Raw genomic sequence first — 26,051 nt, forward strand, 5'->3', positions numbered from 1 at the left:
CGACCCCGAGGGCGAGACGGCGTCCGCTCCCCACGCCGTCGACCACCCGGGCCGGGACGCCGCCCTGACCCTGGCGCAGCGGGTCGCCGCCGTCCAGGCCCACCAGCAGGCCGAGCGGGAGGCGCAGCGGCCGGTGTGCACCCGGTGCGGAACGAAGTTCACCGACGAACGCTGGCAGTTGATCATGCAGACCTCATGGCGTAGCGCCGGGGACGACCTGTGCGGGCCGTGCCGACAGCAGGACATCGACCGTGCGCAGGCGGAGCGTGTCGCGCGGCGTGAGGCGGAGGAGTCTGCGGCGCGGGAGGCGGCCGAAGCGGAGGCGAAGAAGAGCCGCGGCCTGTTCAGGCGACGCCGGTAACGCGGCGAGGGCGTGGGCGAGTCACCCTCCAACGGAAGCTCGCCCACCCCGGCCGGTTGCCGCGACCCGACGCTGACGAGGTCGGTGCTCTACGTTCCCGCCTGCTGTACGACCCGCTCCCTGACGCGCCGCGCCCGGCCGCCGACCCAGGTCTGGTGGGCCGCTCCCACTACTCCGGCGACACACCCTGACCGCCGCGCGTCAGGCGTCGCCGATGTGGTCGAAGCCGCTCAGCATCGGCGTGAGCTCCTGCGCGCACCCGCACAGCGTGCACAGCCGCGTGCCGGGGTTCTCCGCGACGTTCAGCGCCTGCTCCACACCGAGCAGCGGCGCGCCCTGCGGTGCTTCCTCGCAGTCCGGCGCGTGCAGCACCCCGCGGGCCGGGCCCTGCCCCTCGCGCGCCTTCGCCAGCACCCAGCCCGAAGGCCGGCGCTCCCCGAGGACCTCGCGCACCATCGACTTCGGCGGCGCCGGGAGGAGAGGTTCGGTGGGGACCTGGTCGTAGTCGACGCCGTCGACCGGCCGCACGTGGTCGGGAGCCCGGACCCACACCCGGTACTCCGCCGCCTCCACGCTGCCGTCCTACTGGTGAAGAGGCAGTATTCCGTACCTGCGCTATTCCACACGGGACGTGACCTTGAGGGCCTCGGTGTTAGGCCGACCGCGGTGAGGATGGCCGGGGGACTGGTACGCAACGCCGAACGGCTACCTCACCAGGGAGCTGCGCGCGGCTCGTTGAGGGAAATTCCCGACGACGGTGTTGTTGACGCCCCTATAGTCCGGGAATGATCGAAATACCGACCTTCGCGGCCTGGATGGAGACAAACCGGGCCCAGGGCTTTCCCAACGAGGCAACCGCGTGGGCGGCCTACAACGACCGGGTGTATCGGGGCATGCAGGCCCTCTTCGAGGACCCGCACGTCGCGGTGAATCGTCAGGAGGCTGCCGTGGTCGAGATCGCAGCGACGGCCTTCCTCGAATCAGCCTTCGGCGCCGACTGGGTGAAGGAGAGGTTCCCCCTCGCTGACCATCGGGAGGAGCTCGGCCCCTGGGTGCAGCAGGCCCGGCAGCGTCAGGAGCTGGCCAGGAGGGTGTTCGAGTTCCAGAGCGAACCGTGGTTCGCCGACTTCCTCTCTTACACCAAGAAGAACGAGGTCGCGTCGGCGATCTTCGAAGCCGACGTCCTCCAAACCCTCATGCGCGTGCCCGCGAGCATCACTAGGGTGACCGAGTCGGGAGTCAAGGGCCAAGACTACGACATTCTCCTCGACCTGGCTCACATCGGTGAAGTCCCCGTCGAGGTGAAGTACAAGCAGGACGACACGCCCTTCTCGGAGGCCACGGTCCGCAACACCGTCAAGGGTGCGGCGAAGCAACTGCCGCGGGGCCACGTCGGGTGGTTGTTCGTACACGTCCCGACTGCCTGGGTACGGCCTGGTCGCGGGGACGAATACACCGAGGCCCTCTATGAGGCGCTGCGGTAGACGTCGCGGGTCGGCGTCGTCTTCGCCGCCGTCGACAAGCCCTTCCACGATGAGGAGGCAGGGAAGATCCGGCACCGACGATTTTGGGACCTCTACAAGGACGATGGCGCATCACAGGAGCTGTGGGAGGCCGCCCTCCTTCTACGAGACCTTCTCGACAGGGACTGGGACTTTTTCGCTCCGCGCGCGCCGTTCTGACGTGTGCCCGCCTGTTTCTACTGTGAAGAGGCAGTGTTCCGACCATGCACTACTCAGTGCGGCGGGCCCGCGTGGCTAGGCTGCGACGATGGAACGCGCAACCGACATACCCGAGAGCTTCGCCGAAGCTGCGGAACCGACCCGGGTGAACGACTACGACAGTTTCGCCGAGGCATACGCGGCGGAGAACGAGAACAACCTCGTGAACGCGTACTACGAACGACCCGCGATGTTAGACCTCGCCGGAGACGTGGCTGGCCACCGAGTTCTGGACGCCGGCTGCGGCTCGGGCCCACTGACCGCCGCACTGCGCGACCGCGGCGCGATCGCCACCGGGATCGACGCCAGTGTCAGGATGCTCGCACTGGCCAGGCAGAGGCTCGGTGATGACGTAGCCCTGCACGTGGCCGACCTGGGTGAGCGCCTGCCGTTCAAGGACGGCGCGTTCGACGACGTGGTCGCGTCGCTGGTCCTGCACTACCTGGAGAACTGGGGGCCGACGCTGGCCGAGTTTCGGCGAGTGCTCAGGCCCGGCGGCCGGCTGATCGTGTCCGTGGACCACCCAGTCAATGCGTACACGTTCCGAGACCCTCGGCCCGACTACTTCGCGACCACGAGCTACACCTTCGACTGGTGGCTCGGCGGGCAGTCCACCCCCATGCGCCTCTGGCGAAAGCCGTTGCACGCAATGATCGACGCTTTCACCACCGCGGGGTTTGGCTTGTCCGTCATCAGCGAGCCGCAGCCTGACCCAGCCGCCCGGGCGCTGTTCCCCGACGGCTTCGACGACCTTTCAACCAAGCCCTGCTTCCTGTTCTTCGTCGTCGAGGCGCTGCCGTCGGCCGCTGGCCCGGAGTAGCGAGTCGAGGCCGCTGGGGACGTCGAGGTCGCCCAGGTGAGATGACGTCAGGCGCCCGAGCAGCCCTGCCGTCGATCACCTCGTGCCGCACGATCTGCTCGTGCACCGCGTCGGCCTCGACGTGCTCGTCGGGAACGTCACGGCCGGGCTGCGAAGTAGTGGGTCCAGCTGTCGTTGGCGTATCTGGCCCACGTCTCCGCTGTGGCGGGGCTGAGGCCGAACAGGTCGGCCACGACGATGGGCGGGAGCGTGGTGACGGCCTCGACCATGGCGGTGTTCCTCGCGCTGAGGACCGGCAGGCCGTGCTGTCTGAGTAGGTTGTCCACCCCGTGGGGGTTGCGAGGCTGGTGCGGGAACTTGCCTGGTAGCAGGTAGGGGGAGGCTTCGTCCAGGGCCCGGCGCATGCGGGTCGTGGTGCGTGGCTGATCGATCTGGTCCTTGATGAGCTGGCCCAGTTTGGGCGGGAGCAGCACAGGGTGGCAGTCGATGGTCAGGTAGCAGCCGGTGTCGTCCTGGTGGAATCGGTCCGTGGTGATGTTGATGATTTTGGCGACGGGCAGGGCGTAGAGCCGGACCAGGGCACCGATGATGCGGACCTCACGGGGCAGCGTGCTGTCGTTGAGACAACGCCGCAGTTGCTGGTCGTACTCGTCAGTGGTCTGGAAGTTGACGGCGAACGAGCGTCCTCGTCGAGGCAGTTCGAGTGGGCCCGTCAGGCGCCGGGCCGTGGCCCAGCGGATGAAGGAGCCGATCACGACGTGCTGGGTGGGGTGGCTGGTGAGCCAGAGGTCGAAGCTCGCTTGGCCCAAGGTGGCCAGTTGCTGTTCGCGCTCGTCGAGCCAGGTCAGGAACTTGATGGCGGCTTGCACATCCTTGATGTCGCCCGAGGCGGCGCCGTGCGTGTAGCGGCCTCGGGCGGCGCGGCGGCGGGCGTCGCGAACGACGTGCCACTCGGCGAAGGGCCGCACGATGGTGGCCTGGTGGCCGGGCAGTCGGGAGAGTTCACTGGTCACCCAGCGTTCCAGACGGGCGAGGTGTTCATTGCGCTCGGGCAGGACTCCCGCGACGACGAGCAGGGAGCGAACGTGCCGGATGGTGGTGCCCTGCGGGAGAGTGTCGAGCAGTTCGTGAGTGATCGGCTCCGAGCGCGCGGCGAGCTGGGCGAGGGCCTTGGCGGAGGGACTGCGACGCAGCCAGCCCCGCACGGGATAGGGATTCTCCGCGCTGTTCAGAGCGTTGGCCATGGCCTGCAGATGGTCCGGGACGGTGCCGTCCTTCCCACCAAGCAAGTCACGGACCCGTTCGCCCAGGACACAGCGGGGACACCGGCCGCTCTCGGAGAGATCACCGGGCTGATCGCACGTGCCGCAGCGGGCCCCGTGGTCGTCCCGTCCGCAGCAAGTGGCACAAAGGTCGCTGCCGTCATCTGCGCGGCCGATCATGATGCGCTGATCCCCGCATGAGGAGCAGGCCGCCGGGGTCGCCCGCCGGGTCTGGTAGCAGCCCGAGCAGACTGGCCCGAGCGGCCAGACCGTCTTCGTACGCCGGTCATGGCCGCACAGAGCACAGGTACGGATGGGCCTCGGCCAGCAGGAACGGCAGTGGAAGGCTCCGTCCCGCTGGCTGACCTGTCCGCCGTGGCGCCACCGGCCGCAGACGGTGCATTCGCCCTCCGGCCCGCGGTAACACCGGACACAGATGTCCGGCTGCCCGCCGGCGCCGCGCGTCAGGATCTGCTCGACCTCGCCGCACACGCCGCATGGACGTTTCGGCCCCTCGTAGCAGGTGCCGCAGACCGGCCCTGCGGGTGTTCGGGCGTTGACCCTACGCATCCGGCCGCAGCCCACGCACGTCCGCTTGATCCTCGGACCGCAGTTAGAGCACAGCGCCGTCCCATCCTCCTGGCGGTAGGCCGGAGGACGTGCCCGGTGGCACTTCGCGCACTCGGTGACCACCAGGGGATCGCTGCGGTAGCAGCGTCGGCAGATCGGCCCGTCCTGGCGCCGGGTGACGATCTGGTCGAGCCGTCCGCAGCGTCCGCACGGGCGGAAGTTCTCCCGCGCGCAGCACCCAACCGCAACAACGCCCGTCAGAGGAACGCTCGGTAGGCAGCGGGTCCATACGTCCGCAGCGGACGCACGTCACCCTCGTGACTGCGTCCCCGTGCCCGGCGGCGTGCAGCAGGCTCCGCAGCCGGACCACACTTACAGGGCCGACGACCACCGGGACGGTCAACCCGCCGGGTGTCTGCTCCAGATACCGGGCAAGCTCGCGGGCCGGCAGGGGCCCCCACCCCTTCGCCTGTTCGACGGCAGCCTGCGCGGCGCCGGCCGTCAACCCCGGCCCGAGAGTCCTGCACAAGTGGTCCACTACCCAGGCGCGGGTGCTCTCCAGTTCCGCCTGGGCTTCCCGCTGCTGCGGGGTTCGGTAGCTCACGACGAACCGGGACGGCGGACGACAGCGCGACGCGGCGCCGCCGGGGTGGGACCCGGCGTGCCGTCGGCGCTCTTGCGGGCCTGAGCGTTGACGACTTCCGGTTTGATCAGGTCGTTCGGCGTGCAGCCCAGGATGTCGCACAAGGCAACCAGAGTGTCCATGCTCAGGCGCTGCGGCGGCTGCGTGACCAGCCGGTACACCTGCTCACGCGAGAGCGTGATGCCGCGCTCCGCGAGCAGCGGAACCAGATCCGAGGTCTGGAACATCTGCTGGTCGGCCATGAGCTGACGCAGCTTCCACTGGTAACCCATTTTCTTGATCACACCGTCACGCTCCAGTCGTCACCCAGGCGGTCCTTCATGGAAGCCTCCAGCAACTGGTTGCGGTACTCATTCGAGACGCCCATGTAGATGGCGGTGGTGGCCGCGTGGGAATGACCGACCTGTTCCTGAACGAACCGGGCTGGGTAGCCGAACTCGGTCAGGTGGGTGATGTAGCTGTGGCGCAGGCAGTGCAGGTCGAGGTCTTCGTCCAGGCCCGCGTCCTGCCGGGCCGCGACGAAGGCTTCGTTGATCGAGCGGGGCGATAGCCGCCCGACCCGCTCGGTCACCCACAGCGCCGGGTGCCGGCCCGGTGAGAAGTGAGGACGGATCTCCGTGATCCACTCGTCGAGGACATCGACCGCCCAGTCCATCTCGGGAACGGTCAGCACCGTGCGCCGTTTGGGCGGCGCCCCCTTCGAGGACTTGCCGAAGCGCACCATCATGCTGCCGTAGGCGCCGAACTGCGGGGCCTTCCGGTTGCGCCGCAAATCCACAAGATCGACCCGGGACGACTCGGCGCGGCGGGTGCCATACGCGTAGATCGTCTTCAGCACCGCCGCGTCCCGCAGCGTGGTCAAGGCACCCTTCCGCCCCTGCCCCCGCACCCTGGCCGGGCGGGCGTCGGCCGCATCGAACAGCGCCTGAACCTCGTCGTAGTCCAGCGGGCGCCGGCGGGGATCCGCCTCGTACTCCACCGTGTGCAGAACCGAGTTGCCCTCATGGAAGACCTCCTGCGGGGCCTCACCGAACCTCTCCAGACAGGTCTCGATCCACCCGTAACGCCGGTCGAGCAAGTACTCAAGGAAGAGAGAGATCGTCACCTCGTACGTGCGGGCCGTAGACATATGGATCGGCTGCGTGCCGCTGCGGAGGTGCGCGATGAACGCCTCGCCTTCCGCCGGAGTCCACTGCCACGGGTACAGGCCGGTGAACTCCTCCAGGCGCTGCACCAGACGCAGGCGCGGATCGATCGTCTTGGCCTTCAGGAAGCGTGCTGCCTGCTGGCGGGCCCAACCGTCCTTCATCGCCTCGAACACCGCTGCTGCCGGGTCGAGGTGAACAACATTCCGCGGCAGCACAAGCCGTGCTGACCCCGGGGCCTCCGTAGTCACCGCACCGTTGTAACGGATGCAACATTGTTGCGGCGACCTCTTCCCTACCAGGTCACCGCCAAGAGTGAACTCTCGTCGAAGTCCGTCTCACCGCGCTCGGCCAGCAGTATCAAGAGTTCGAACAGTCTGCAGGGTGTTGCATCCGATGCAATTCATCCTGTTTTCGAGGTCCCGGTAGGACGGCAGTCCCACGAGGTACACCCACCCGGTCTCGGTCTGCCGCCGCCTCCATAGTCGTGCCACGACCTCCTGCTCCGGGTGCCCGAGCAGCGGGTCGGCGGGCAGCACGACCCGCACCGGCACCGGCCGGGCTGAGTCGTCGGAGGGCGAGGTCACGGCCCCACCGTAAGCAGCCGGCCCCGCCCCTACCGCAGGAGCGGGCCCGGCGCGCGTCTGCGCCGTCAGAGCCCGTCTCGGAACCTGCTTCGGCGCGTACGCGGCTTGTACTCGCTGACGCCGGACGGGTTCGCCTCGTCGGCGGCCCGCTCGGCGAGGGCCGCGCGGTCGGCGAGGACCAGGGCGACGGACGTGCCGTGCTCGGCCTCGGCCTCGCCCTTGACTCGCGCTTCGGCGTCCTTGATTCGCTGGACGACGGTGTACGTGAAGCCGCGTAGCCACGCCTTGCGGTGGGTGGCGAGGGTGGTGGACTCCCACCCTTCGGGGCGCGTGGCCCGCAGCTCGTTGGACGCCTGGAGCGAGAGGGAGGTGTAGAGCATTTCGGCGCGCTTGATGTCGGAAGCACGACGCACATCAGTCAGCTTCGATCACTCGTCCAGGTGGCACCCGGGATGGCGGGAACGCGGACGCCCATCCAATGTGCAACTCTTCTTCTTCCGGACGTAATTCACCAAAGGAATGACGATGCTCGAAGCGGTGGGCGGGACATTGAACCTAGTAGTCTCTAACCTGGTCCTACCCCTTCTCTCGATTATTTTTGCCGGGTCGTAAATCTTCGACGGCTCGACCGTTTACGTGAAGCGCTTCTCTCCGGGCTTGCGCCTCTGGCTCAGGATGGGTTCGACGCTGAGCCTTGGTAATCAGCCCGGCCAGGAGTCGACGCTCCGTATCGTACGAGCCCTCGATCACGATGCTGCGGTGAATGACCTTGTCGGTAGTCGGGTCGGATGCGGCGAGCATGGCGCGCTAGATTCCGTACTTTTGAGAGTTCTGAGCCGGGCCCTTAGTGCGGCTGTCCGCGAATGCCCGCTGCAAAAGTAGTCGCAGGGCGGCAAGCAACCCGCCCAGCAGAGCACTGATAATCGCGGCGGGTTGGGCCAGAGGGATATCGGAAAGCCACGCCAGAAGGACGGCAAGCACCGAAAGCGCGAGGTGCGCGACCGTAAGCCACAGTCCGAGGCGGTCTCTGGGCAACACGATGGGAGCCACTGTCCACGCCAGGAACAGCACGAGATAGGCGATCGGAATAAGCAACAGGACCATGCGCCCTGCCGCCCGGCGCGCCCCCGACGTCCGGCGCGCCGGACTGTCCGCCTGGTCGCTGGCCCACGGCTTCGCCACCCTCCAGCTCAGCGGCAGCCTCCCGTCGCTGGACGACGATGCCGCCGCGACCTTTCGCTCACTCCTCGACGGCGGCTCTCTCCCTGAGGCTTTGTCAGTGACCGACCACCTCACGGGCGCGGGGCAGCCGGCCGGATGAGACTCGGGGCGCCCCTGGACTTCAAGGGCGCTGAACAGGTCCAGACGTCACGAGGCAGGTCCGGGGCGGCCCATCGCCGGACCACCGGCGGTGACCCCGGAGCTGCTCAGGCTCCGCGACGGACGGGTGACGGGGCGCAGTGCCGGGTGTCCGCCGCGCGGTGCGCGTACCAGAGCACGGGGACGACCCGGCCATTCATCAGCCTATGCGTGGCGGGGCCCTGCGCTTCGACGAAGCCGGCGGCGGTCAGCGCCCGGTGGATCGCCACGTTCTCCTCTTCGGCGGCCGCGTGCAGTTCTGTGATGCCGAGGTGCTCGTGGGCGAGCAGCGCCGCACCCGCGAACAGCTCCGCTCCGAGCCCTTGCCCGCGGAACCGGGGCGCGAGCCAGCCACCGGCGTGGTGGAGCCCGCAGGGGTGAACCTCGACAGCGACGGTGCCGACGTGCTGTTCCAGCGCGTGATCGGCCGCTACGAGCGCGGTGGAGTCGGGGAACAGCCGGCTGAGGTCCCGGAACTCGCCGCGGCCCGGCTCCGCGGCCAGCAGTTCACCGCGCTGCGGTTCGGGGACGATCGCCTCCTCGGGGAAGCCGAGCCACCGCTGCGCCTCGGGGTCGCTGCCACTGGCGTTGCCTGCGGCGAGGTCGAGCACCGTCGGGGTGCGCAGGACCAGCCGTGGTGTGCGGATTTCGTGCCTGTCGTGCTCGCATCCGGTGGTCGGTCCCGCCGCGACGTCCGTCACTGTCACCGTTTCCCTTCGACTCAGGGCCGAGGCCCGGGTTCCGCGCAGCCGCTCCCGGCATCGCCGCATCCGAGCGCCTCAAGGTGCCGGTACACGTCCGCGAGAGCGGCGTGTTCGCAGATCATGCCGATGTGGCCGTCCGGCCGGACGGCGACGACCGTGTCCGCCGTGATGTCGTACGCCCGATGGGCGTGCCCATGCGTGTCCACGATCGCGGTGCCGGGTGCGCTGTCGCCCGGCCGGACGACGACACGAACAGCTGCGGAGTCGGCATGGAGTTCGTCTGCCGCGGTGCCGGACTGCGCGTATCGGGAGCCGAAGGCCAGCACGGTCGTCTGCGGCCCGCGGAACACGTCGAAGAGCCGCACTGCCTTTCCGCGGCGATCATGGCACGGCGCGTCCGGCGCCCGGTCGCCCGCCCGAAGGCCACTCGCCCGGCCGCGGTGGTCGAGTGCCAGCGGCCCGCCCCGGTAGCTGACGGCCAGTTGACCGCTGTCCGGCGGGTCCGTCCGGCCCTTGGGGTCTCCGAGCAGCGAACGGTGGTACAGCTCCGAGACGGTCTCCAGCGTCCGGGCAGCGATCGGCACGCGCTCGGCCTCGTAGGTGTCGAGCAGGGACGAGGGGGCGCCCGCGAGAACACGCGCGAGCTTCCAGCCGAGGTTGTAGGCATCCTGGATGCCCGCGTTCATGCCCTGCCCGCCCGCGGGCGGGTAGACGTGAGCAGCGTCGCCGGCGAGGAACACGCGGCCGGCCCTGAACCGTTGGGCCGCGCGGATCACCACCCGGTACGTCGACATCCAGCTCACCTCGCGCAGCCGGATGCCCATGCTGTCGGTCCGCTGCGCGAAGGCGTCGCGCAGCGAGTCCGCGCGGTCGCCGAGGTCGCCGTCGGCCGTCAGTTGGAACGAGCGGCCGGCGGGGAGGGGATAGAGGGCGATCGTCCCTTCGGCGGCCCGTGGCCACACGTGGCAGTGAGCGCGGTCCAGGCCGTCGGCTTCCACGTCGGCCACCGTGATGTGTTGGGAATCGTAGGTCACGCCCTCGAAGGGGATCTCCAGTTGCTTGCGCACGACGCTGCGGCCCCCGTCGGCGGCCACCAGGTACCGCGCCCGGACCTGCTCGACGGTGCTTCGGTCGGCCAGGGTCGCGGTGACGCCCTCGTCGTCGGCGGCGAAGGTGAGCAGCTCGGTGCCGAACCGTACCCGCACCCCGTGCCGGGCAAGCCGTTTGCGCAGCGCGTCCTCGACCCGCTCCTGGGCGACCATCAGGACGTTCGGATAAGGCACCTGCGCCGTGGCCGCCCGCTGCCGCGCGCTCGGCCAGACGCCCAGCACTCGGTCGCGGTCGTAGGCGCGGTAGGGCAGGACGGGGCCCCCGTACGCCCTCACCTCGTCCAGCACGCCCAGGTCGTCCAGCACCTCCAGGGTCCGCGGCTGGACGCTCTTGCCCCGCGACCCGGACGGGAGCACCGGGGCCCGGTCCACGATCCGGCATCCCACACCGCGGCGGGCGAGGTCACATGCGAGGGCGAGCCCGGTCGGTCCCGCGCCGACGATGAGCACGGGTACATCGCTGTCATCCACGAGTCTTCGCCTCCTCACCGGAACGCCCTGCGACCCGATTGCGCGAGGCCACCGCCGCGAGGATCTCCTCGACGTCCCGCACGGCCGCGGGAAGTCCTTCCGTCGCCAGCACGCCCGCCGGATTGAGGACCACCTCGTCCACTCCGGCGTCCCGGTACCGCTCCAGCGCACGCACGACCTGGTCGGCGTCACCGGTGACGAACGCACCGGACTCGATGAGCGCCCGCGACGAGGCCCGAGGGTCGGCCGGGTCGAGGGCGACCCCGGCCCGGCGCAGCATGTCCGCGTAGTGCGGCACGCTCATGTGGTGGCGGGCGGCGTGGAAGGCGAGCACTTCCGGGTCCCGGCCCTTGCCGGCGAGCGCTACGGGCACCACCGTCACGATGCGCGGGACCGTGGGCCGTCCGTCGGAGCCGGGCCCGGGGGCGGGCGTGCGGCGTCCGGCGGCACCGGCTTCAAGGGCGGGCACGATCGTACGGGCGACATAGGGGGGCGGCGTCAGCCACGTGATCGCGACGTCCGCGACCGCTCCGGCGGCACGCGCCATGGCCGGCCGGAGCACGCCGAGACCGACCTCGGGCATCGGGTGGTCGAAGGCGGGCAGCCGGGCGCGCCCGGCTCGGTGTCCGCCGTCGGCCGGCGCCGGCTCACCGTGCAGCAGGGAGCGGACCTCCTGCGCGTACCGCCGGGAGAACGACACGGGTGCCGGGTATCGCGTGCCACCCAGCGCCTCGACGAACTCCGGCTCGCCCGGCCCGTACCCCGCGACCACCGGGAACCCGGTGACCACGGACAGGGTGCGCGCCTGGAGCGCCGCCTCGAACGGATGGCGCAGCGCCATCAGGCCCACCGAGATCCCCGTCGGCACAGCCAGGCCCCGGCCCGCGAGGTGGGCGAAGACCTGGTGGGCATCGGTGGCGAAGCCCTGCCCCGTCCACAGCCTTCGGGCATCGGTGTCGCGTACCAACGTGGCGAACGGTGCCACCGTGTCGGGACGCGTGATCTGTACCGGGACGATCACCCCGGGCGTGGGAAGCGGTGCGTTCGTCATCGCCTTCACCGCACCGCGGACGGTCGGTCGCCGTCGGTCACCGGCGCGGTGGCCCAGGCTCCGCCCCGCAGCGCGCTGCCGCCCTCTTCGTCGACAAGGTCGCGCACCAGGTCGACATGGAGGGCGACATCATCGTGCCAGGTGCCGTACGTCACGAACATGCGGAGGTGGTTGAGGCAGGTCAACACGGCGGCGTGACCGACCGCGACGGGATCGGCCACGTTGCCGTAGCCGGCCAGGAATGCCGCGGCGAGGGCGCCGTAGTCGCTGTCGGGCGGTCGCCCGGCGAATCCGCGGCGCCCGGTCTCGCGCAGTTCCAGCAGCTGCCCCAGGCAGGACCCGAGATCCCAGGCCGGTGCGCCCACGCCGGTATGCGTCCCGGCCAGCAGGGAGGCGCGGTCATGTCCGGGCCACGGGACGACCTGACCGATTCCGACGGCACCGTGCAGGAGCCGTCGGGTGCCGACGTCGCCGACGAGGTCGTCGCACCACCGCCGAAGCCGCTGCCATCGCCGGCTGCCGAGCCGGTCAAAAGCCAGGGTGTGCAGGGTGTGGGCATCACGCGGCCCACGACCCGTGGCCAGCCACGAGGCGAGACCGACCAGGAGCGCCGGTGGTTCGTCGAACCCCTCGACCGGTGGGAGATCGTGGACGCGCCGCACGACCCGGCCCGTTTCCCGCAGCAGTACGGTGAACTCCTCGGGCTCCACCCGTTTGAACAGCACGTCGAACGCCACGCTCGACGGGCCCGGGAGCCTGAAGTGCTGCGTGTTGTCGATCGTCTCGACGACGGCCACCTCCAGCCTGTCCGTGCTCGCCGAGGACAGGGCGCGCAGTACCGGGGCGGGCGCGGCCCACAGCGGCGCGGCGCGCAGCCGGCCGGCGGTGCGCACCCAGTGGTACGTACCGTCGCCCACCTTCCGCACGACCGTTCCGACGTTGCCGTTGCCGAACGCCGACACCTGCTTCACCTGCGGTTGCACCGGATTCGCGGTCCTCTCGTCCACTGGCCTGATTCGGGCGGAACCGCGAGCGCCCCATGCGCCGGATACAGGGGAACAGGGGCGCCCGCGGTGATCGGGCCTACGCCTCGACGGCGATCAGCACAGACAGCTCACGATGATGGTCGCGGTGGAGATGATCGTGACCGTCGCGGCGGTGGCCTCCTCCTGCCCGAACACGGAGTCGAGCTCGCCCGCGTCGGTGTAGGTGCGGTACCCCGCGAACAGCTCTCCGGTGTCGATGGTGTCGATGGTGTCGATGGTGTCGGCGGTGTCGGTGAACTGAGGGACTTCGACGACCTGCATGTGTTTTCCCCTGTTCTCTGTGTTCTCTGCCAGTGATCTTTTCTAGCTCTCCGGCACGCCACGGCGGCGCTCCGGAAACCCTTCGTTCGTGGCCGTGTTGAGGTGGGGGCGGAGCGGATCGACGCCGGCGGCGCGGAGTGCGGCGGCCACGGCCTCCTGCGTACCGGCGCCGTTTCGCAGGGCGGCGTCGAGGAGTCCTTCCGCGATGGCGCCGGCGCGGTGTTCGCCGAAGCTGAGCCCGCTGCGGCCGGGCCTGGCGTCGACCGGCTCCTGGGCCCTGGAGACGCCGGGCGCCAGCGGCTCGCAGAACGGTGAGACGGACCGGCCCAGGCCGTCGAGCCCGGCGACGGCGGACGCCAGGCCGTTCGCTGCGGGCCACGCGTCCTGGTCCAGGTACACGACGACCGCGTCCTGGCGTGGGTACGACGAGCGGGTGGAGAGCACCTTGGCCTGGTAGCGCAGTTCCAGCGTCTCCAGTTCGTTCAGGAGGCAGCTCCACACGCGCACGGCGGCGGCCTCGTCGCGCACGTGCAGGTAGAGGCGGAACAGCCGTGCCGACGCCGGGGGGATCCCCCGGGAGCCGTGGGCGAGGAAGAATCCCGGCGACAGCGCGGCGCGGGTCGCCGGGATGCGGACGAGCACCGACGGGGTCCCGGACCCCCTCGTGGGACGTCGGACGGTGTGCGCGGGAACCGCCACGCGCACACCGTGCAGCAGGACCACCGCGGTCCCGCTCCCGTCGTCCGCGACGAGACGGGCCGGCTGCTCGGTGAGGCCATGGGGGGTGGCCTCCAGGAGGTCGCGCTCCACGTCCGGATCGCGCAGGGTCCGGGGCACCGGCCCGGTGTTGTCGGCCCGTCCCTGGTGGAACACCTCGTATACGGCGTTGGCCAGCCGGGAGCGCAGTTCGCGGACGTTGGCCGCGGTCACCGCACGGTCCACGACCCTGGCACGGAGTTCCGGGGCGTGCACGGTGATCGCGGTGAGCGCCCTGACCAGCGCGGGGGACAGCGCGTCGCTCATACGGTCACGTCCAGCCCGAGCACGCCGGCAAAGCGCTGTGGCGCGAGGACCGCGTTCCGGCCGACCCCGGCTCCCGCCCGCTGCACGGCGGACAACCGGGGACTGCGCTGAGAGGTGGCCAGCAGCCGGTCGAACATGTGCCAGCCGGCGAAAGCCGTGGCACGCAACTCCAGCTGCGGATCGCGGACCGGACGCGCTTGCCGGTATCCGGCCCAGAAGGACCGCAGCAGGGAGCGTACCCGGGTCAGTTCCGCGGTGCCGCGGGCGATGATGTCGTGGTCCGAGAGGGCGGTGGTGTCCGCATCGTCGACGGCGGTGATGCCCCGCACCGCGTAGGACAGCCAGTCACCGACGAAGCCGCCCACGTCGCGAGCCGGGTCTCCGAGGCGGAACTCCTCCCAGTCGGTGACGAACACCGCGTCCCCGTCGACGAGGAGCTGATCCAGCCTGAGGTCCCCGTGCACCGGCCGAGGCTCCGCCGCCGCTTCGGCCTCGCGCAGCGCGGCCAGCGCGTCCACGAGCTGCCGGTCGGGCTGGAGCAGCTGCCAGAACGCCAGCTCGGCCGCCGTCGCTTCGAGGAAGTGCCGCAGCGGCAGGGCCCTCAGCAGCTCGACCGACGGCAAGGGCGGTGGCGTTCGGTCGATACCGTCCCGCTCGTCGAACCCCGCGCCGTGCAGGGCGCCGATCGCGCGGCCGACCTGATGCGCGTGGACTTCTGCGAAGGCGCGGTCGGCGATCAGTTCGGCCCCCGACCGCGTGCCCCTCAGCCATGCGAAGACCTGCAGGCCGGATGGCTCGTCCCAGCCGACGCAGCGAGGGGCGAGCAGACCGGGTACCGGCGTACGCGCGATGAATCTCTCGAAGCTCACCGCGCGGTGGAATCCCGGACGCGCCGGATCGCGATCGGCCACCTGCTTCACAAAGACCGCCGCACCGGTCGACGTGGTGCCCGCCCAGTTGTCGTTGCGGCCGGCAAAGGACTCCACCGCCCCGGCCGGCAAGCACCCCAGGCCTAGTCGCCGCAGGACCCTGGCCACCTCGGGAACAGCGGACAGGTGCGGGGAGACCACTTGTTGCCGAGGCATCGAATGGATGTCGACGGTGTCGTGTGACAGCACTGCATCCCCCGTATGCGCTTGCGCGACCAATGGTTGTTGCACCGCACCCCGAAAGTGTTCAGAGGCACGGATCGCGCTCTCTGGGTCGCGTCTTACGCTTGTTGAGTTCCCTGCGGCGGGCAAGCCTTTCGATGGTGCTCGAAAGGCGGTTTGACACATGACGAACAGAATCGGCCAGCGTGGTCGCCGACGTCTCGCTCAACGTCCCTGCCGGCCGCAGACCAACTGGTCACCGATCGAGGTGATCTCGTGGCGGACGCTGCTCCCCGTACGGCTGGTGGTGATGAGTCCGGCTTCGCGCAGCACCGCGGTGTGGTGGGAGACGGTGGCGAGGGAGAGCCCGGTGCGGCCGGAGACGGCGGTGGTGGTGGCGTGCCCGGCACGGATCGCTTCGAGCACTTCGGCGCGGCCCTGTCCGAGGAGCGCCGCGAGGCCGCGCCGACCCGCTGTCCGGCCGGAGGCGGGCCAGGTTCGGTTCTGCTGGACCGGGTAGACCAGGACGTGGGGACCGTCGGGATTCCGCAGCGTCGTCGGGGCGCGTCGGCAGAAGAAGGACGGCAGCAGGATCAGGCCCCGCCCGTCGAGGTGGATGTCACGGTCGGCGGGATGAGTGGGCAGGGTCAGTACCGGCGGCTCCCATTGCGCCACGGGCGCCAGCGCGGCCAGCACCCGCTCGATTCCGCCGGCGAGGAACTCCCCGGCGAGCCGGGCGTGTTCGGCTCTCAGGCTGTCCTCGATCCGGTTCGAGTACGGTGCGACGGCGGAGCGGTGGTAGGTCCGCAGTGCGGTACCGAGCCGCCGCAACGCCGCCGGATCGCCGTCGCGTACCGCGCCGGCCCAGGCCGCCGGGGCCCGGCCGACGGCCAGCTGGTCGATGTCTTCGCGCAACCGCTGGCGCGGAGTGCTGAGCACTGTCTCGATCGCGGCGTCGATGTCCCCGGGGATGCCCGTCGGGGTGAGAAAGTCCGGCGAGTACCCCCGGGGTGGTGTGAGCGCCAGAAGCGGCCGTACCTCAGGAACGAGTTTTGCCCGGGTGCTCTCCCGCCAGCCGTCGAAGTCCGGCGAGCCTTCGGTCCTGCCGAGGAGATGGGCGCTGAGCAGCACCTCCCACAGCGGGTGGTGTTCGGGCGCCACCCGCAGTCGGGTGAGGTCCTCGCCGGTCAGGTGGAATCGCAGCGTCATGGGTCATTCCCCCAGATACCTCTGCCGTCTCGGGCTCAGGAGGGTTGGCTTGTGTCACCGTGCTCGTTCGCGGTTCCGCCAGCGAGCCGTACGCGGCCGAGTACGCCACTGCCGACACCACCCGAGGTCACCCTCCGGCACGTGATCACCATGCCTCTTCACCACCCGGCCGCGCAGGCCGACAGACCGGCACGAAGTCTCGTGCCGGCCTGTCAGGAATGCAGGTCAGCGGACGGAGGTGACCCGGTGCTCTTTGAGCGTGGCGCAGTTGGAGCCGGTCACCTGTACGTGCACGTTGCTGATGCTGCCGCCCCAGTCGATGCAGTGGCCCTTGCCGTAGGCGTAGGCCGGTCCCGCGTAGGAGGTGTACCGCCCGAAGTCCTCCGCCGCGTCCCCCGTGTCAGGAACAGTGATCCAGGTGGACATGTCGACCGCGGTTCCCGGGTTGTTCCGGATGGTCGCGACGCAGTTCTCGCCGTTCGAGGCGTTGTACGTCAGGTAAACGGTGCCCAGGGAGCCGACAGGCGCCGAGTTCACGGTCTTGTACGCGCTGCCGCAAACCTTCTGCGGCGTGGTGTTGGGCGCCGCGGAGGCGGGCGTCGCCAGCGCGGTCACGCTCCCCATGGCCAGGGCGGTGAAGGCGGCCCCCGTCAGAACGGAACGGTTGAACTTCATGACTTCCCCCTTGTGATGACCAGGAGTGGTCGCTCCCGCCAGATAAGACACACGGGACGGCGCAACGGTTGTGCTCGACTGCAAGTGCCTTGTCCCGGCTGCGCCTGCAAGATGCCCCCGCCACAGCAACTCCAGCGTGATCACCGCGTAGCTGTGCCGCAGCATGTGCGGCGTTGCCCTCAGCCCCACGCCCGCCGCCTCGCAGCGGTCGTTGGCGTCGGCGAAGACCTGCTTCCAGCCCGACACCGACATGGGCAGGCCCCACTGGTTCAGCCACACCATCGCCGGCTCCCACCCGTCCGGCCTCGCCACCAGCAGGCGGCGCCGCTCGGCCGGACGGGCAGGGTCCTCCACGATCAGCGACCGGCGGCCTGGAGTGTAGAAGCCGCGGGACCGCCCGTAGTCGAGCATCTCCCGCCGGTCCCAGGTCATGTAGTCCCACACCTCCCGCAACGTCGATACCGGCATGTGCACCGCCCGCCCCGAAGAGCCCTTGGAGATCACGTCCGGCAGCACCGTTCGGGCGTTGACGGTGCCGGAACCGGGCGCAGGAAGTTCCGGAAGCTCGAACACGGTCAGCGCCGACTGCTCCGAGAGCCGCATGCCCGTACGGACAAGGCTGTCCGCGAAGACCGCGTTCCTGGCCGCCCATCGCCCACGAAACCCCGGCCGCGGCAGCTCGTCGGCGTCGAACCCGCATAGCCCTACGTTCCGCCATCGCCGGAACGAAGCGGGGGGAAGCCACCGGACCTCCCGACGGGGGCCGACCCTCGATGCCTCCGCTGGGACCGCTCGCGCCATCCCTCCACTAGGACCCGCCCATGGTGAGCGGGCCATGCGATGCCGGATCGGGTTCATCCGGACGAGGTCCTGCTCGAAGGCCCACAGGTAGAACTGGTTGACCGTCGCGACCTCGCGGTCCCAGGAGCTGTCCAGCACCCTCGGCCCTGTTTCATCGCGCCGACGCCACCACGAGTACGCAGCCCGGTCCTCGGGCGTCGTCTCCCGCCAAGCGCACCCGCCCCGCGCCGACCACAGAAAGTTGAAGAACGTCCGCAGATCGCGGGCATGAGCTGCCTGCGTGTTCCACGGCGAGTGAGCCATCCAGACCGAGAAGTACCGGTTCAATGCGACGTCGTAGCTGCCGTCCGGAGCTAGCAGAAACGGCTGCCCCTCGGGTACCCCCTGCTCATCCAGTTCCGAGTCCAACCGCAAGGACAGCTCGCTGAGCTCCTGCATCAGGGGCGTGACCACCCGAGGCCAAGGCGCATCGCGGCGAGTGAAGTGGACCCGCCAGCCCGTGATCGACATGGGCCTGGACAGTACTCACGGACTGTTCAACAGCGCATAACCCAAGTTCGACGGGCACCGGCTCGTGATGCACCGCACCGCAGAGACCACGCGCTGCCACACCCGGTCGGGGCGCACCGTCACCTCCGCATGGACGGACCTTGCCGTGGCCGGCTAGGCGGTGCTGCGCCCCGGGACGGTCCTGGACGGTGAGGCGGTCGTATGGGTGAACGGGCAGTTGTCCTTCTCGGCCGCGCAGGCCCGCGGCAACTCCACCGCGCGCCGCTCGGCCGCCCTCGCGGCGGAGTACCCGGCGAACTACGTCGTGTGGGACTGCCTCCAAGTAGACGGCGTCGAACTGCGCCGACGGCCGTACACGGAGAGAAGGGCCACCCTCCTGGAGGTGCTTGACGGGGTGCCGCCGCCGATCCAGGCGATGCCGGCGAGCGACGATGCGGACGTCGCGCTCGCCTGGTACGCGCACCTGCCCGCCCGGGGCCTGGAGGGCGTGGTCGCCAAGCGGGCGACGAGCGTGTACCGGGCCGGGCGGATCTGGCAGAAGCTGCGGCACGCGGAGACGGTCGACGCGGACGTCGTCGGCTACGTCGGGTCCGCCGCCCGCCCGCACCGCGTGGCCGTACGGCTGCCGGACGGGCGCCGCGTGCTGTCGCGGGCTCTGACCGCGCCGCTGTCCGCTGCTCTCGCCCGCTTCATTGCCGCCGTCGGGTCCGGGCAGCGCGCCCACACCGACGACGGCGAGCGGTACGCCACCACCGAGGGACTGGTCGTGGAAGTAGAGGCGGGCACCACCCGGTACGCCACCGTCTCGGTCACACGCATCCGCTGACAGGCGACAGCGGGGCCGGGCAGAATCACCCTGTCCGGCCCCGCTGCTGGTTCCCGGTTGCTCACCGGCTGAGGCGGATGCGTGGCCCCCCAACGAACTCCAGGTCGTCCAGAGTCTCCGATACACCCGTCGGCATGAAGCTCACCGACCTTGGCCCGCTGATGGTCCGCCGCCAGGACGGCGGCCTCACCTTCGAGCGTTTCCGCGCCGACTCGGCCGTGGCCCCGCTTCAGTGGCCGGACGACGTCCTGAAGGATTTCCTCTTCGACCATGGCGACAACGGCGCCTTCGTGGACGACTACGGAGACATCGACCTGTGCGCCATCAACTGGCAGTTGGAGTCGATCCCGGCCACGGACTTCCACGGGATGCCGACCGGAGCCTCCGACGACGACTGCATCGAGGAGTAGGCCAAGAACCCCGCGTACTGGGTCGACGTCCGCCCCCGCGAAGTCGGCCTGCACTGGGAAGAGCACGGGACGTGGCTACGCCCGCCGCTCCTGATCGACCGGTGCTTCCTGGACCCGTCGAGCAGCGGGCTGTAGGTCGTGGAGGGCCGCACCCGCGTCGGCGTCCTGCGCGGCCGCGTGCGCGAAGGACTGCACGTCGCTCCCGCCCACCAGGCGTGGGTGGCGCGTCCGTGAGAATCTGCCCCGTCTCGCTGCGTACGCTGCGGGCATCAAGGTGTTCTCGAGGAAGAGCTGCGGATGACTGAGAAGGCGTCTGTGCCCGGGCCGCGCCAGGACATGGCGATGCACAACGACTGGTGGGTGTCGGGCTGGGAGCACGTCCTGCCCCGCCAGGGCTTCCCGCTGACCATGCTGATCGGGACCGCGAGCCAGCCCGGCTTCACCGGCTCCCTGGACGACCTGCTGCAAGAGATCTTCGACGGCCGCTGGGACATGATCGGCGGCAACCTCGACGGTCCCCTCACCTTCTCCTGGCCCGATGAGGAATGGGACTACGAGGCCGCGCCGGAGGGCCGCGAGGCATGCGAGGCGGCCCGCTGGGAGCAGTTCAGCACCCTGCTGACGACAGCCGACTTCCCGGTGCCCACCACCGTGCGGGACCTGTCCGAGCTCTACCTGACGTGGGGCCTGGCCCGCTGCGAAGGGACGCCGGACGGCACCCGATGGTCCATGCCCGCCGTGCTGCCACTGCCCGGCGACCTGCTGCCCCTGGACCCCGAGCTCACCCAGCGCCTCGACGAAATCCGCTGGACGATGCGCACCGGCCCGCTCCTGGACACCCTCATCGACCACCTGGTCCACGATCTGGGTGAACCGGCAGAGACCCTCACCTCCCTGGACCGGCTGGCGGCAGCCACAAGCCAGGACGTCGACGACGCCCGGCTCGCTCTCGCGGAACTCGTGACATCCGGCGATGCCCGGGTCCAGCGCGGAGAGGAGCCGGCCGACGCGGAGCGCCTGGAGGCCCACCGCCGCTTCCGCCTGGTCATGGACTGGGAGCACTTCCACAACAACCGAATCCAGGTGAGCTGCGGGTGACCGAGGCCGCGCACGGCACCGCGGGGACCAGCGACACGCGTCTCATCGTGCTCCGCGGCAACAGCGCCTCGGGCAAATCGTCCGTCGCAGCCGGCCTGCGCGAGAAGTTCGGCCGAAACCTCGCCATCGTCGCCAGGACAACCTCCGCCGAATCGTGCTGCGCGAACGCGACCGGCCCGGCGGTGCCAATATCGGCCTGATCGACCTCACCGCCCGCTACGCCCTCGACAACGGCTTCCACGTCGTCCTGGAAGGCATCCTGTCCGCCGACCGCTACGGCACGATGCTCCAGGACCTGGTGCGCGCCCACCAGGGCGTCACACGGTGCTACTACCTCCACGTGCCCTTCGAGGAGACGGTGCTCCGGCACGCGACGAAACCGGATGCCGAGTACCTTGCGCACGTCAACGAGGGCCACCTACGCGACTGGTACCGAGACAAGGACCTGCTCCCCGACGGTCTGGAGGCCGTCATCGACGCGGCCAGCACCCTGGACGACACGGTCCAACAGATCCTCTCCGAGAGCGGCCTGGACGGCATTCCCCCGGTCGACCGCTGAGGACCTGTCTCGGAACCTTCGAAGGGAGTTCCGAGGTTCTCAGGACTCGAGGGACTTGTCCTGCGCCTCGTCCCGGTAAGGCTTGTAGACCAGGTCCCACCGTCTGGGAGAGTCGTGAAGGTCTGTCACCAGCGAGCGCAGCAGGGACGGGTTGAAATTGACGTGCCATAGCCCGTTGTTGATGGTGTGGCCGTTGACCACGATTGTGGGGGTGCCGGGGCCGATAGGATCGGCGCCGGTCTGCTGGTAGGCCTGCTGGGACGCGGTGACAAACGACCGGTACTTCATCGTCCTGACGGCCCGGTCGAAGGCTTCACCGCGCAGCCCCGGGACCTTATCGGCAAGTTTCAGAAGACGCTGGGTGGTGAATCCGCCGCTGCTCTCGACCGCAGCCTGGTTTTTGAAGATCACCGCGTGGTACTCAACAAACTTCCCCTTCTCCAGTGCGGCGCGCAGCGCGTTCACGGCTCGCTTCGAGCCGCTGCCGCCGAGCCGGTCATCCTTGAAGGAAGCGAAGGTGTACTCGGTCATTATTTCCCCGCCGAGCGCCAGCTTGTGGACTGCTTCGCCTCCAGTCCGCTCGTACATCTCGACGACGGGACAGCGCGGGTCCTCGTACGCATGCACGGTCGAACGGGCCGCGGGACTTCCCACCTCTATCGTCGTACCGTCTGAGGCTATTCGTTCGGGCAGCCGCTCGGCGGACGCGTAGCGGACCTTATCCGCACCCGCCCCAGGTCGGGCCTTCTTCGGCTTCTGCGCGTCCGGTGCGCCGCCCCCCGCCTCGGGGCCGCCCGGTGCGCATCCCGCGATGATTCCTACGAGACCTGCCGCGACGACCGCTCGGACTGTTGTTCTGATGTGCATCGGACTCCGGCCTCTCCCCTGTGGACAGAGGGACTCTACGTGTCGGGTCTGCCGGTCGCATCACGGATTCAGGCGATGGGGGAACCGCGCTGCACAGCCCGCCCGCCCTGCCCGGACGGACAAGTCCTCGTAGTGCTTCGTTAGGTTCTGGTTCGGGTGCGGGGCCGTCCGCAGGTGTTGCAGGTGCCGGTCCAGCAGCGAAGACGGTCCTGGCTTTGCTGACGGAAAACGCCTCCACCCTGGTCGTCGGCCTTGGCGGACAGCGGACAGCGGACTGCAGGTCCTGGAGGGCCGAACCCACCTCGGCGTCCTGCGCGACCGTCGCCGCGAGTAGCTGCACATCGCCCTGCAGTAGGAAGGGTTCTCAGAATCACCCTCGGAACCTTCAGTGGAGGTTCCGAGACCGGTTCTAAAGCACAGCCGGGCTCCACCTGGCAGACTCACACTCTGTTTTCGCAGGTGGGAAGTATGCGGGGCGGCGGCCTGGTCGGCGGAGGTCCGCTCTACGCCGCCCGCCTCTTCTAGGCCGAGAAGCAGCGTGCCTGCGAACAGAAACCAGCGTGGGTGTGCCTCGGTTGAATGAACACCTCACCCGAGAGGTCGCCACTTCGGCGATATACCGACACGGGAGACTGCAATGGACGACGTACTGAACCTGCTGGAGCGGTGGGAGGAACAGGACACTTGGGGGACCACCAGCGAAGTCACCGGGCCCGTGGAAGAACTCGCCGACGAAGCGCAGGAGCCCAGGCACACTCTTGCTCTGGCCTGCTCCTCAGCCGCCTCCAGCGCCTTTTTGGGCAGGGCACTTGAGAACCGGTGGGCGCTGCACACCCCGCAGCACGCCGCGGTAGCTGCCGCTGGCATCCACGCGACGTTGCGCTCCTCGGTGGAGAACCTGCACCGCCTTCGCAGAGCGGTGGAGACTGCCGTCGCCCGCGGCGACGTGAAACCGTCTGGGCATCCCACGTCCGATGCAGGGGTCACCGATGCTCTGGACAGGCTCACTGCGGTCGTAGATGAAGTAAGTGTTCATCTGCAAGCGCTGGTACCGGCTGTCCACACTCTCAACGCGGCCCCTGCCACGTTCCATGCGCCTCGCACGGTGCACGAAACCATGACTGCGGTGACTGCCATCCTCAAGGACACGGCTGAACTCCGTACCTGGCAGGACGGCCACAAGGAGGAGGCCACACAAGACGGCTGCGGGTGCACCCTCTTCGTCACCTTCCGAAATGAGCGCTACCTCGTGTCCTACGAAGACTTCGAAGGGTGGGCCGTGATGAGGGAGAGTGCCGCCGCGGTAAGCCACGACGGCAGCATGACGTGGAATAACCCTCCTTCCGCAAGCGTGAAGGATCCTCTTGCGCACCCGCAGCAGCTCGCCGAGGCGATCATGAGGGTCATTGAGCGCGGAACCTGATCCGAGCAAGCCGGGAGGTCCCACCGTGCCGCGAGCGGCGAGACCGACGGCTGCTCTCTGCCTGATCTTCCGCCCGGGTGCTCGCACTAGGGCCTGTCTGACAATCTCCGTCGGATCAGCGAGCGGCCGCCTGGCCGGCAGCCCGGAGTGACCACCCGGCGGGCATTGCCGGGCAGGACCTACGAACGGCGGGCCAGCAGGTGGGAGTCGAGGAAACCCCGTTCAGAGGCCGGATCGTGGAGCAGCCGGGCGAAGGGAACAAGCCCGGCATCGGCAAGCAGTTCGGCGAGGCGGTCCGCCGGCCAGCTGTAGGCAGGTGTCACCTTGTGGTCGAACTGGACCGGCTCCGGTCCGTCGGTCCCGAAGAAGGAGACCAGGAGCAGGCCACCCGGAGCCAGGACGCGTCCCTGCTCGGCGAGCAGCTTCGGGAGTTCTCCCGGAGGGGTGTGGATCATCGAGTAGTGGGCCAGTATGCCGCCGAGTGCGCCGTGTTCGATCGGCAGGGACTCCATCCGCGCCTCCTGGAAGCGCAGTGCCGGATGGGCCCGCCGGGCGTGATCGACCATGCCAGGGGAGAGGTCGAGTCCGAAGGCGTCCAAGCCCAGTTCGTGCAGCATGGCCGTCAGATGTCCGGGCCCGCACCCGACGTCCGCTGTCTGCAGGTTGCCTGTCGCGCGAACCAGTTCGGCGAAGGTGCCGATCATGGCCCGGGCAAACGGTTGTGTCTCCAGCCGGTCCGCGAACAGTGATGCGTACAGCTCGACGACTCCGTCGTAGGCCGCCCTGGTCTCGTCTTGATGATTCGCCACAGGCGGGACTCTATAGCCGGTCTGATCATTGATCTTGTGGCAGGTCGAGGTTAGCTGACGGATGCGGCGTGGGAGCGAATAGAGCCCTTGTTGCCGCGGGTGGGCGGACACGGTCGTCCGTGGCGTGATCACCGGCAGGTGGTCAACGGGGTGCTGTGGCGGCTGCGGACCGGGGCTCCGTGGCGCGATCTGCCCGAGCGGTACGGCCCCTGGCAGACCGTCTACGAGCGGTTCGCCCGCTGGGAAGCGGACGGGACCTGGGCGAAGCTACTGGAACATGTCCAGGTCCGCGACGACGCAATGGGCCGGGTGGAGTGGACCGTCGCTGTCGACTCCACGATCAACCGAGCTCACCAGCACGCGGCCGGCGCCCGTAAAAAGGGGCCGCGTGCGGGGACGAACCGGAAGATCCGGGCCACTCGCAGGCGCGCCAGGCCCTCGGCCGATCCCGGGGCGGGCTGACCACCAAAGTTCATCTCGCCGTCGACGGCCGCGGCCTCCCGCTGTCCATCACCCTCACACCCGGCAACGTCAACGACGCCACCGCCTTCGGCCAGGCCCTCGACAGCATCCGCATCCCGCGCGCCGTTACGGGCCGACCTCGCACGACACCGGCGCGGGTGCTGGGCGACAAGGCATATTCCAGCCGGGCGATACGCCACCGGCTGCGGCGCCGGGGCATCGTTGCCACGATCCCCGAACGCCGCGACCAGGTGGCCAACCGCCTGCGACGCGGAACCCGCGGCGGCCGCCCACCGCCTTCGATAAGGAGATCTACCGCGATCGCCACGTGGTCGAACGATGCTTCGCCCGCCTCAAGCAGTTCCGTGCGATCGCGACCAGGTTCGACAAACTCGCCACCCGTTACCGGGCCGGAGTCGTTCTGGCCTCGCTGATCCTCTGGCTTCGCGAAGCAACCAGGTGATCATTTGTCAGACAGGCCCTAGGGCCTGTCGCTCCGATCACGAGAACCGGGCGTGGCTGGGAGTATCCGTCCCCAGCCGCGCTCGACCGACTGGCGACATCGGCCGGGTTCGTCTCCTGCGCTGGTAAACAGTGCGGTCAGCATGGGCACGCCGTAAGTGAGTGCCTGGTGCGGCAGGGGGCCTGTGGCGACGAGTGAGGCGAGTCCGTGGCCAATGGTCCAGCTTTGTGTTGCCAGTTCCAGCGGGTCGACCTCGTCACGGAAGCGGCTGTTCGTCTTGGCCCGGTCGATGGCGCTGACGAGGCGGTCCAGGGTTTCGTCCGCGGCGCCGGTGTCTTCGAGGTCGAAGCCCGCGTCGAACATGACGCGGTAGAGATCGGGATTCTCCAAGGCGTTGGCCAGGTAGGCGGCGCCCAGGGCGGCGAGGTCTCGTACCGGGTCCGCAGACATTTTGACCGCTGCGAGTTGGACGGCCAGGCGTGTGAAGCCTTCTTGCCGCAATGCCTTCCATAGGCCGTCCATACCGCCGAAGTAGGTGTAGACGGCCATCGTCGACACCCCGGTTCCGGCGACCAGGGTGCGGAGTGTGACCGGTTGCCTCGTCCGCAGCATTTGTGCGGCCTGGTCGAGCAGCAGGGAGCGGACCGCTGGATCTTTCGTCCTCGCCATGGCTCCACAATACATAGCGCCGCTATGCTTTCATGGGTGCTGATCT

The 26,051-nt window shown here is 69.3% G+C and carries 25 protein-coding genes and 4 pseudogenes; 10 read left to right on the plus strand and 19 right to left on the minus strand.

Annotated features, from left to right (window positions below; genetic code table 11):
• Nucleotides 1-361 (plus strand): hypothetical protein (locus tag IG54_RS43215; RefSeq protein ID WP_234336426.1); only part of this gene is annotated, 361 nt, incomplete at its 5' end.
• A 201-nt stretch (nucleotides 362-562) separates the two neighbouring features.
• Here the strand turns inward: IG54_RS43215 and IG54_RS0132065 are convergent.
• Nucleotides 563-943: pseudogene (locus tag IG54_RS0132065) on the minus strand (DUF6233 domain-containing protein); the annotation flags it as partial.
• Between the two features lie 203 nt (nucleotides 944-1,146).
• On the opposite strand from IG54_RS0132065, the gene IG54_RS0132070 reads away from it, so the two are divergent.
• Nucleotides 1,147-1,845, plus strand: coding sequence for a hypothetical protein (locus tag IG54_RS0132070; protein ID WP_030792778.1), 699 nt, complete (start codon nucleotides 1,147-1,149; stop codon nucleotides 1,843-1,845).
• A gap of 286 nt (nucleotides 1,846-2,131) precedes the next feature.
• A complete protein-coding gene (locus tag IG54_RS0132075; protein ID WP_030792781.1) occupies nucleotides 2,132-2,902 on the plus strand; it encodes a class I SAM-dependent methyltransferase in 771 nt (256 codons plus the stop codon).
• A gap of 137 nt (nucleotides 2,903-3,039) precedes the next feature.
• On the opposite strand, the gene IG54_RS43220 is transcribed toward IG54_RS0132075, so the two are convergent.
• From IG54_RS43220 to IG54_RS0132100, 5 genes are all read right to left on the minus strand, one after another.
• Complete coding sequence (locus tag IG54_RS43220; RefSeq protein WP_234336428.1) at nucleotides 3,040-4,146, minus strand: hypothetical protein; 1,107 nt, start codon at nucleotides 4,144-4,146, stop codon at nucleotides 3,040-3,042.
• A 1,188-nt stretch (nucleotides 4,147-5,334) separates the two neighbouring features.
• Entirely contained in the window at nucleotides 5,335-5,661 is a 327-nt protein-coding gene (locus tag IG54_RS0132085) for a helix-turn-helix domain-containing protein (RefSeq protein ID WP_030792787.1), read from the minus strand.
• The gene (locus IG54_RS0132090) at nucleotides 5,658-6,686 is read right to left on the minus strand and encodes a tyrosine-type recombinase/integrase (RefSeq protein ID WP_199809622.1); all 1,029 of its coding nucleotides are present in this window, start codon (nucleotides 6,684-6,686) and stop codon (nucleotides 5,658-5,660) included. The genes IG54_RS0132085 and IG54_RS0132090 overlap by 4 nt, the downstream gene beginning before the upstream one ends.
• A 488-nt stretch (nucleotides 6,687-7,174) precedes the next feature.
• Nucleotides 7,175-7,522, minus strand: a complete 348-nt coding sequence (locus IG54_RS38505; protein WP_158708967.1) for a hypothetical protein — start codon at nucleotides 7,520-7,522, stop codon at nucleotides 7,175-7,177.
• A 394-nt stretch (nucleotides 7,523-7,916) separates the two neighbouring features.
• Nucleotides 7,917-8,213: a hypothetical protein gene (locus tag IG54_RS0132100; RefSeq protein WP_030792794.1), complete on the minus strand. Its 297-nt coding sequence runs from the start codon at nucleotides 8,211-8,213 to the stop codon at nucleotides 7,917-7,919.
• Between the two features lie 4 nt (nucleotides 8,214-8,217).
• On the opposite strand from IG54_RS0132100, the pseudogene IG54_RS42295 reads away from it, so the two are divergent.
• Nucleotides 8,218-8,430 (plus strand): annotated as a pseudogene (locus IG54_RS42295) (TetR-like C-terminal domain-containing protein); the annotation flags it as partial.
• A 106-nt stretch (nucleotides 8,431-8,536) separates the two neighbouring features.
• Here IG54_RS42295 and IG54_RS38510 read toward each other — a convergent pair.
• The 9 genes from IG54_RS38510 to IG54_RS43225 form a co-directional block, all read right to left on the minus strand.
• Nucleotides 8,537-9,169 carry a GNAT family N-acetyltransferase gene (locus IG54_RS38510; protein ID WP_051820232.1) on the minus strand — a complete coding sequence of 211 codons (633 nt, stop codon included), beginning with the start codon at nucleotides 9,167-9,169 and terminating at the stop codon, nucleotides 8,537-8,539.
• A gap of 20 nt (nucleotides 9,170-9,189) precedes the next feature.
• Nucleotides 9,190-10,752, minus strand: a complete 1,563-nt coding sequence (locus IG54_RS0132115; RefSeq protein WP_030792804.1) for an FAD-dependent monooxygenase — start codon at nucleotides 10,750-10,752, stop codon at nucleotides 9,190-9,192.
• Nucleotides 10,745-11,803, minus strand: coding sequence for an LLM class flavin-dependent oxidoreductase (locus IG54_RS0132120; RefSeq protein ID WP_030792810.1), 1,059 nt, complete (start codon nucleotides 11,801-11,803; stop codon nucleotides 10,745-10,747). Before IG54_RS0132120 ends, IG54_RS0132115 begins: the two co-directional genes overlap by 8 nt.
• 5 nt (nucleotides 11,804-11,808) lie before the next feature.
• Nucleotides 11,809-12,786: a hypothetical protein gene (locus tag IG54_RS0132125; protein WP_158708969.1), complete on the minus strand. Its 978-nt coding sequence runs from the start codon at nucleotides 12,784-12,786 to the stop codon at nucleotides 11,809-11,811.
• Nucleotides 12,787-12,903: 117 nt separating this feature from the next.
• Nucleotides 12,904-13,110 carry an LxmA leader domain family RiPP gene (locus IG54_RS0132130; protein WP_030792816.1) on the minus strand — a complete coding sequence of 69 codons (207 nt, stop codon included), beginning with the start codon at nucleotides 13,108-13,110 and terminating at the stop codon, nucleotides 12,904-12,906.
• A gap of 42 nt (nucleotides 13,111-13,152) precedes the next feature.
• Entirely contained in the window at nucleotides 13,153-14,133 is a 981-nt protein-coding gene (locus IG54_RS0132135) for a T3SS effector HopA1 family protein (protein ID WP_051820234.1), read from the minus strand.
• On the minus strand, nucleotides 14,130-15,281 hold the full coding sequence (lxmK, locus tag IG54_RS0132140) for a class V lanthionine synthetase subunit LxmK (RefSeq protein ID WP_158708970.1): 1,152 nt from the start codon (nucleotides 15,279-15,281) through the stop codon (nucleotides 14,130-14,132). The genes IG54_RS0132135 and lxmK overlap by 4 nt, the downstream gene beginning before the upstream one ends.
• 168 nt (nucleotides 15,282-15,449) lie before the next feature.
• On the minus strand, nucleotides 15,450-16,433 hold the full coding sequence (locus tag IG54_RS0132145; RefSeq protein WP_030792823.1) for an ArsR/SmtB family transcription factor: 984 nt from the start codon (nucleotides 16,431-16,433) through the stop codon (nucleotides 15,450-15,452).
• 225 nt (nucleotides 16,434-16,658) lie between these two features.
• On the minus strand, nucleotides 16,659-17,108 hold the full coding sequence (locus IG54_RS43225; RefSeq protein WP_030792856.1) for a hypothetical protein: 450 nt from the start codon (nucleotides 17,106-17,108) through the stop codon (nucleotides 16,659-16,661).
• A 1,471-nt stretch (nucleotides 17,109-18,579) separates the two neighbouring features.
• Here IG54_RS43225 and IG54_RS38515 point away from each other — a divergent pair.
• Entirely contained in the window at nucleotides 18,580-19,245 is a 666-nt protein-coding gene (locus tag IG54_RS38515; RefSeq protein WP_051820238.1) for a hypothetical protein, read from the plus strand.
• A 134-nt stretch (nucleotides 19,246-19,379) separates the two neighbouring features.
• Nucleotides 19,380-19,655, plus strand: a complete 276-nt coding sequence (locus IG54_RS43235) for a hypothetical protein (protein ID WP_234336429.1) — start codon at nucleotides 19,380-19,382, stop codon at nucleotides 19,653-19,655.
• 75 nt (nucleotides 19,656-19,730) lie between these two features.
• On the opposite strand, the gene IG54_RS43510 is transcribed toward IG54_RS43235, so the two are convergent.
• Nucleotides 19,731-19,865, minus strand: a complete 135-nt coding sequence (locus IG54_RS43510; protein WP_267883679.1) for a hypothetical protein — start codon at nucleotides 19,863-19,865, stop codon at nucleotides 19,731-19,733.
• Nucleotides 19,866-19,952: 87 nt separating this feature from the next.
• On the opposite strand from IG54_RS43510, the gene IG54_RS0132170 reads away from it, so the two are divergent.
• Nucleotides 19,953-20,753: a DUF6042 family protein gene (locus tag IG54_RS0132170; RefSeq protein WP_030792827.1), complete on the plus strand. Its 801-nt coding sequence runs from the start codon at nucleotides 19,953-19,955 to the stop codon at nucleotides 20,751-20,753.
• Nucleotides 20,750-21,312 (plus strand): annotated as a pseudogene (locus IG54_RS38525) (AAA family ATPase). The gene IG54_RS0132170 and the pseudogene IG54_RS38525 overlap by 4 nt, the downstream one beginning before the upstream one ends.
• Before the next feature lie 39 nt (nucleotides 21,313-21,351).
• Here the strand turns inward: IG54_RS38525 and IG54_RS0132180 are convergent.
• Nucleotides 21,352-22,179: a DsbA family protein gene (locus IG54_RS0132180; RefSeq protein ID WP_030792830.1), complete on the minus strand. Its 828-nt coding sequence runs from the start codon at nucleotides 22,177-22,179 to the stop codon at nucleotides 21,352-21,354.
• A 637-nt stretch (nucleotides 22,180-22,816) separates the two neighbouring features.
• Here IG54_RS0132180 and IG54_RS0132185 point away from each other — a divergent pair.
• The gene (locus IG54_RS0132185) at nucleotides 22,817-23,602 is read left to right on the plus strand and encodes a hypothetical protein (protein ID WP_030792834.1); all 786 of its coding nucleotides are present in this window, start codon (nucleotides 22,817-22,819) and stop codon (nucleotides 23,600-23,602) included.
• Nucleotides 23,603-23,781: 179 nt separating this feature from the next.
• Here the strand turns inward: IG54_RS0132185 and IG54_RS0132190 are convergent, their stop codons facing one another.
• Nucleotides 23,782-24,411, minus strand: a complete 630-nt coding sequence (locus IG54_RS0132190; protein ID WP_030792836.1) for a class I SAM-dependent methyltransferase — start codon at nucleotides 24,409-24,411, stop codon at nucleotides 23,782-23,784.
• A 54-nt stretch (nucleotides 24,412-24,465) separates the two neighbouring features.
• Between IG54_RS0132190 and IG54_RS40825 the strand changes: the two are divergent.
• Nucleotides 24,466-25,358: pseudogene (locus IG54_RS40825) on the plus strand (IS5 family transposase).
• Here the strand turns inward: IG54_RS40825 and IG54_RS0132205 are convergent.
• Nucleotides 25,355-26,005, minus strand: coding sequence for a TetR/AcrR family transcriptional regulator (locus IG54_RS0132205; protein ID WP_051820240.1), 651 nt, complete (start codon nucleotides 26,003-26,005; stop codon nucleotides 25,355-25,357). The pseudogene IG54_RS40825 and the gene IG54_RS0132205 overlap by 4 nt on opposite strands.
• Nucleotides 26,006-26,051 lie beyond the last annotated feature (46 nt).

The sequence above is a fragment of the Streptomyces sp. NRRL S-920 genome (assembly GCF_000717945.1).
In the GTDB taxonomy this organism is placed as follows: domain Bacteria; phylum Actinomycetota; class Actinomycetes; order Streptomycetales; family Streptomycetaceae; genus Streptomyces; species Streptomyces alboniger.

Bases quoted from the DNA above. Each gene is read 5' to 3' on its own strand.
- IG54_RS0132070 (WP_030792778.1), top strand. From the start codon at position 1,147: ATGATCGAAATACCGACCTTCGCGGCCTGGATGGAGACAAACCGGGCC.
- IG54_RS0132075 (WP_030792781.1), top strand. From the start codon at position 2,132: ATGGAACGCGCAACCGACATACCCGAGAGCTTCGCCGAAGCTGCGGAA.
- IG54_RS43220 (WP_234336428.1), bottom strand. From the start codon at position 4,146: ATGGCCAACGCTCTGAACAGCGCGGAGAATCCCTATCCCGTGCGGGGC.
- IG54_RS0132090 (WP_199809622.1), bottom strand. From the start codon at position 6,686: ATGAAGGACGGTTGGGCCCGCCAGCAGGCAGCACGCTTCCTGAAGGCC.
- IG54_RS0132100 (WP_030792794.1), bottom strand. From the start codon at position 8,213: ATGGTCCTGTTGCTTATTCCGATCGCCTATCTCGTGCTGTTCCTGGCG.
- IG54_RS0132120 (WP_030792810.1), bottom strand. From the start codon at position 11,803: ATGACGAACGCACCGCTTCCCACGCCCGGGGTGATCGTCCCGGTACAG.
- IG54_RS0132130 (WP_030792816.1), bottom strand. From the start codon at position 13,110: ATGCAGGTCGTCGAAGTCCCTCAGTTCACCGACACCGCCGACACCATC.
- IG54_RS0132135 (WP_051820234.1), bottom strand. From the start codon at position 14,133: ATGAGCGACGCGCTGTCCCCCGCGCTGGTCAGGGCGCTCACCGCGATC.
- IG54_RS0132145 (WP_030792823.1), bottom strand. From the start codon at position 16,433: ATGACGCTGCGATTCCACCTGACCGGCGAGGACCTCACCCGACTGCGG.
- IG54_RS43225 (WP_030792856.1), bottom strand. From the start codon at position 17,108: ATGAAGTTCAACCGTTCCGTTCTGACGGGGGCCGCCTTCACCGCCCTG.
- IG54_RS43235 (WP_234336429.1), top strand. From the start codon at position 19,380: ATGAAGCTCACCGACCTTGGCCCGCTGATGGTCCGCCGCCAGGACGGC.
- IG54_RS0132170 (WP_030792827.1), top strand. From the start codon at position 19,953: ATGACTGAGAAGGCGTCTGTGCCCGGGCCGCGCCAGGACATGGCGATG.
- IG54_RS0132180 (WP_030792830.1), bottom strand. From the start codon at position 22,179: ATGCACATCAGAACAACAGTCCGAGCGGTCGTCGCGGCAGGTCTCGTA.
- IG54_RS0132185 (WP_030792834.1), top strand. From the start codon at position 22,817: ATGGACGACGTACTGAACCTGCTGGAGCGGTGGGAGGAACAGGACACT.
- IG54_RS0132205 (WP_051820240.1), bottom strand. From the start codon at position 26,005: ATGGCGAGGACGAAAGATCCAGCGGTCCGCTCCCTGCTGCTCGACCAG.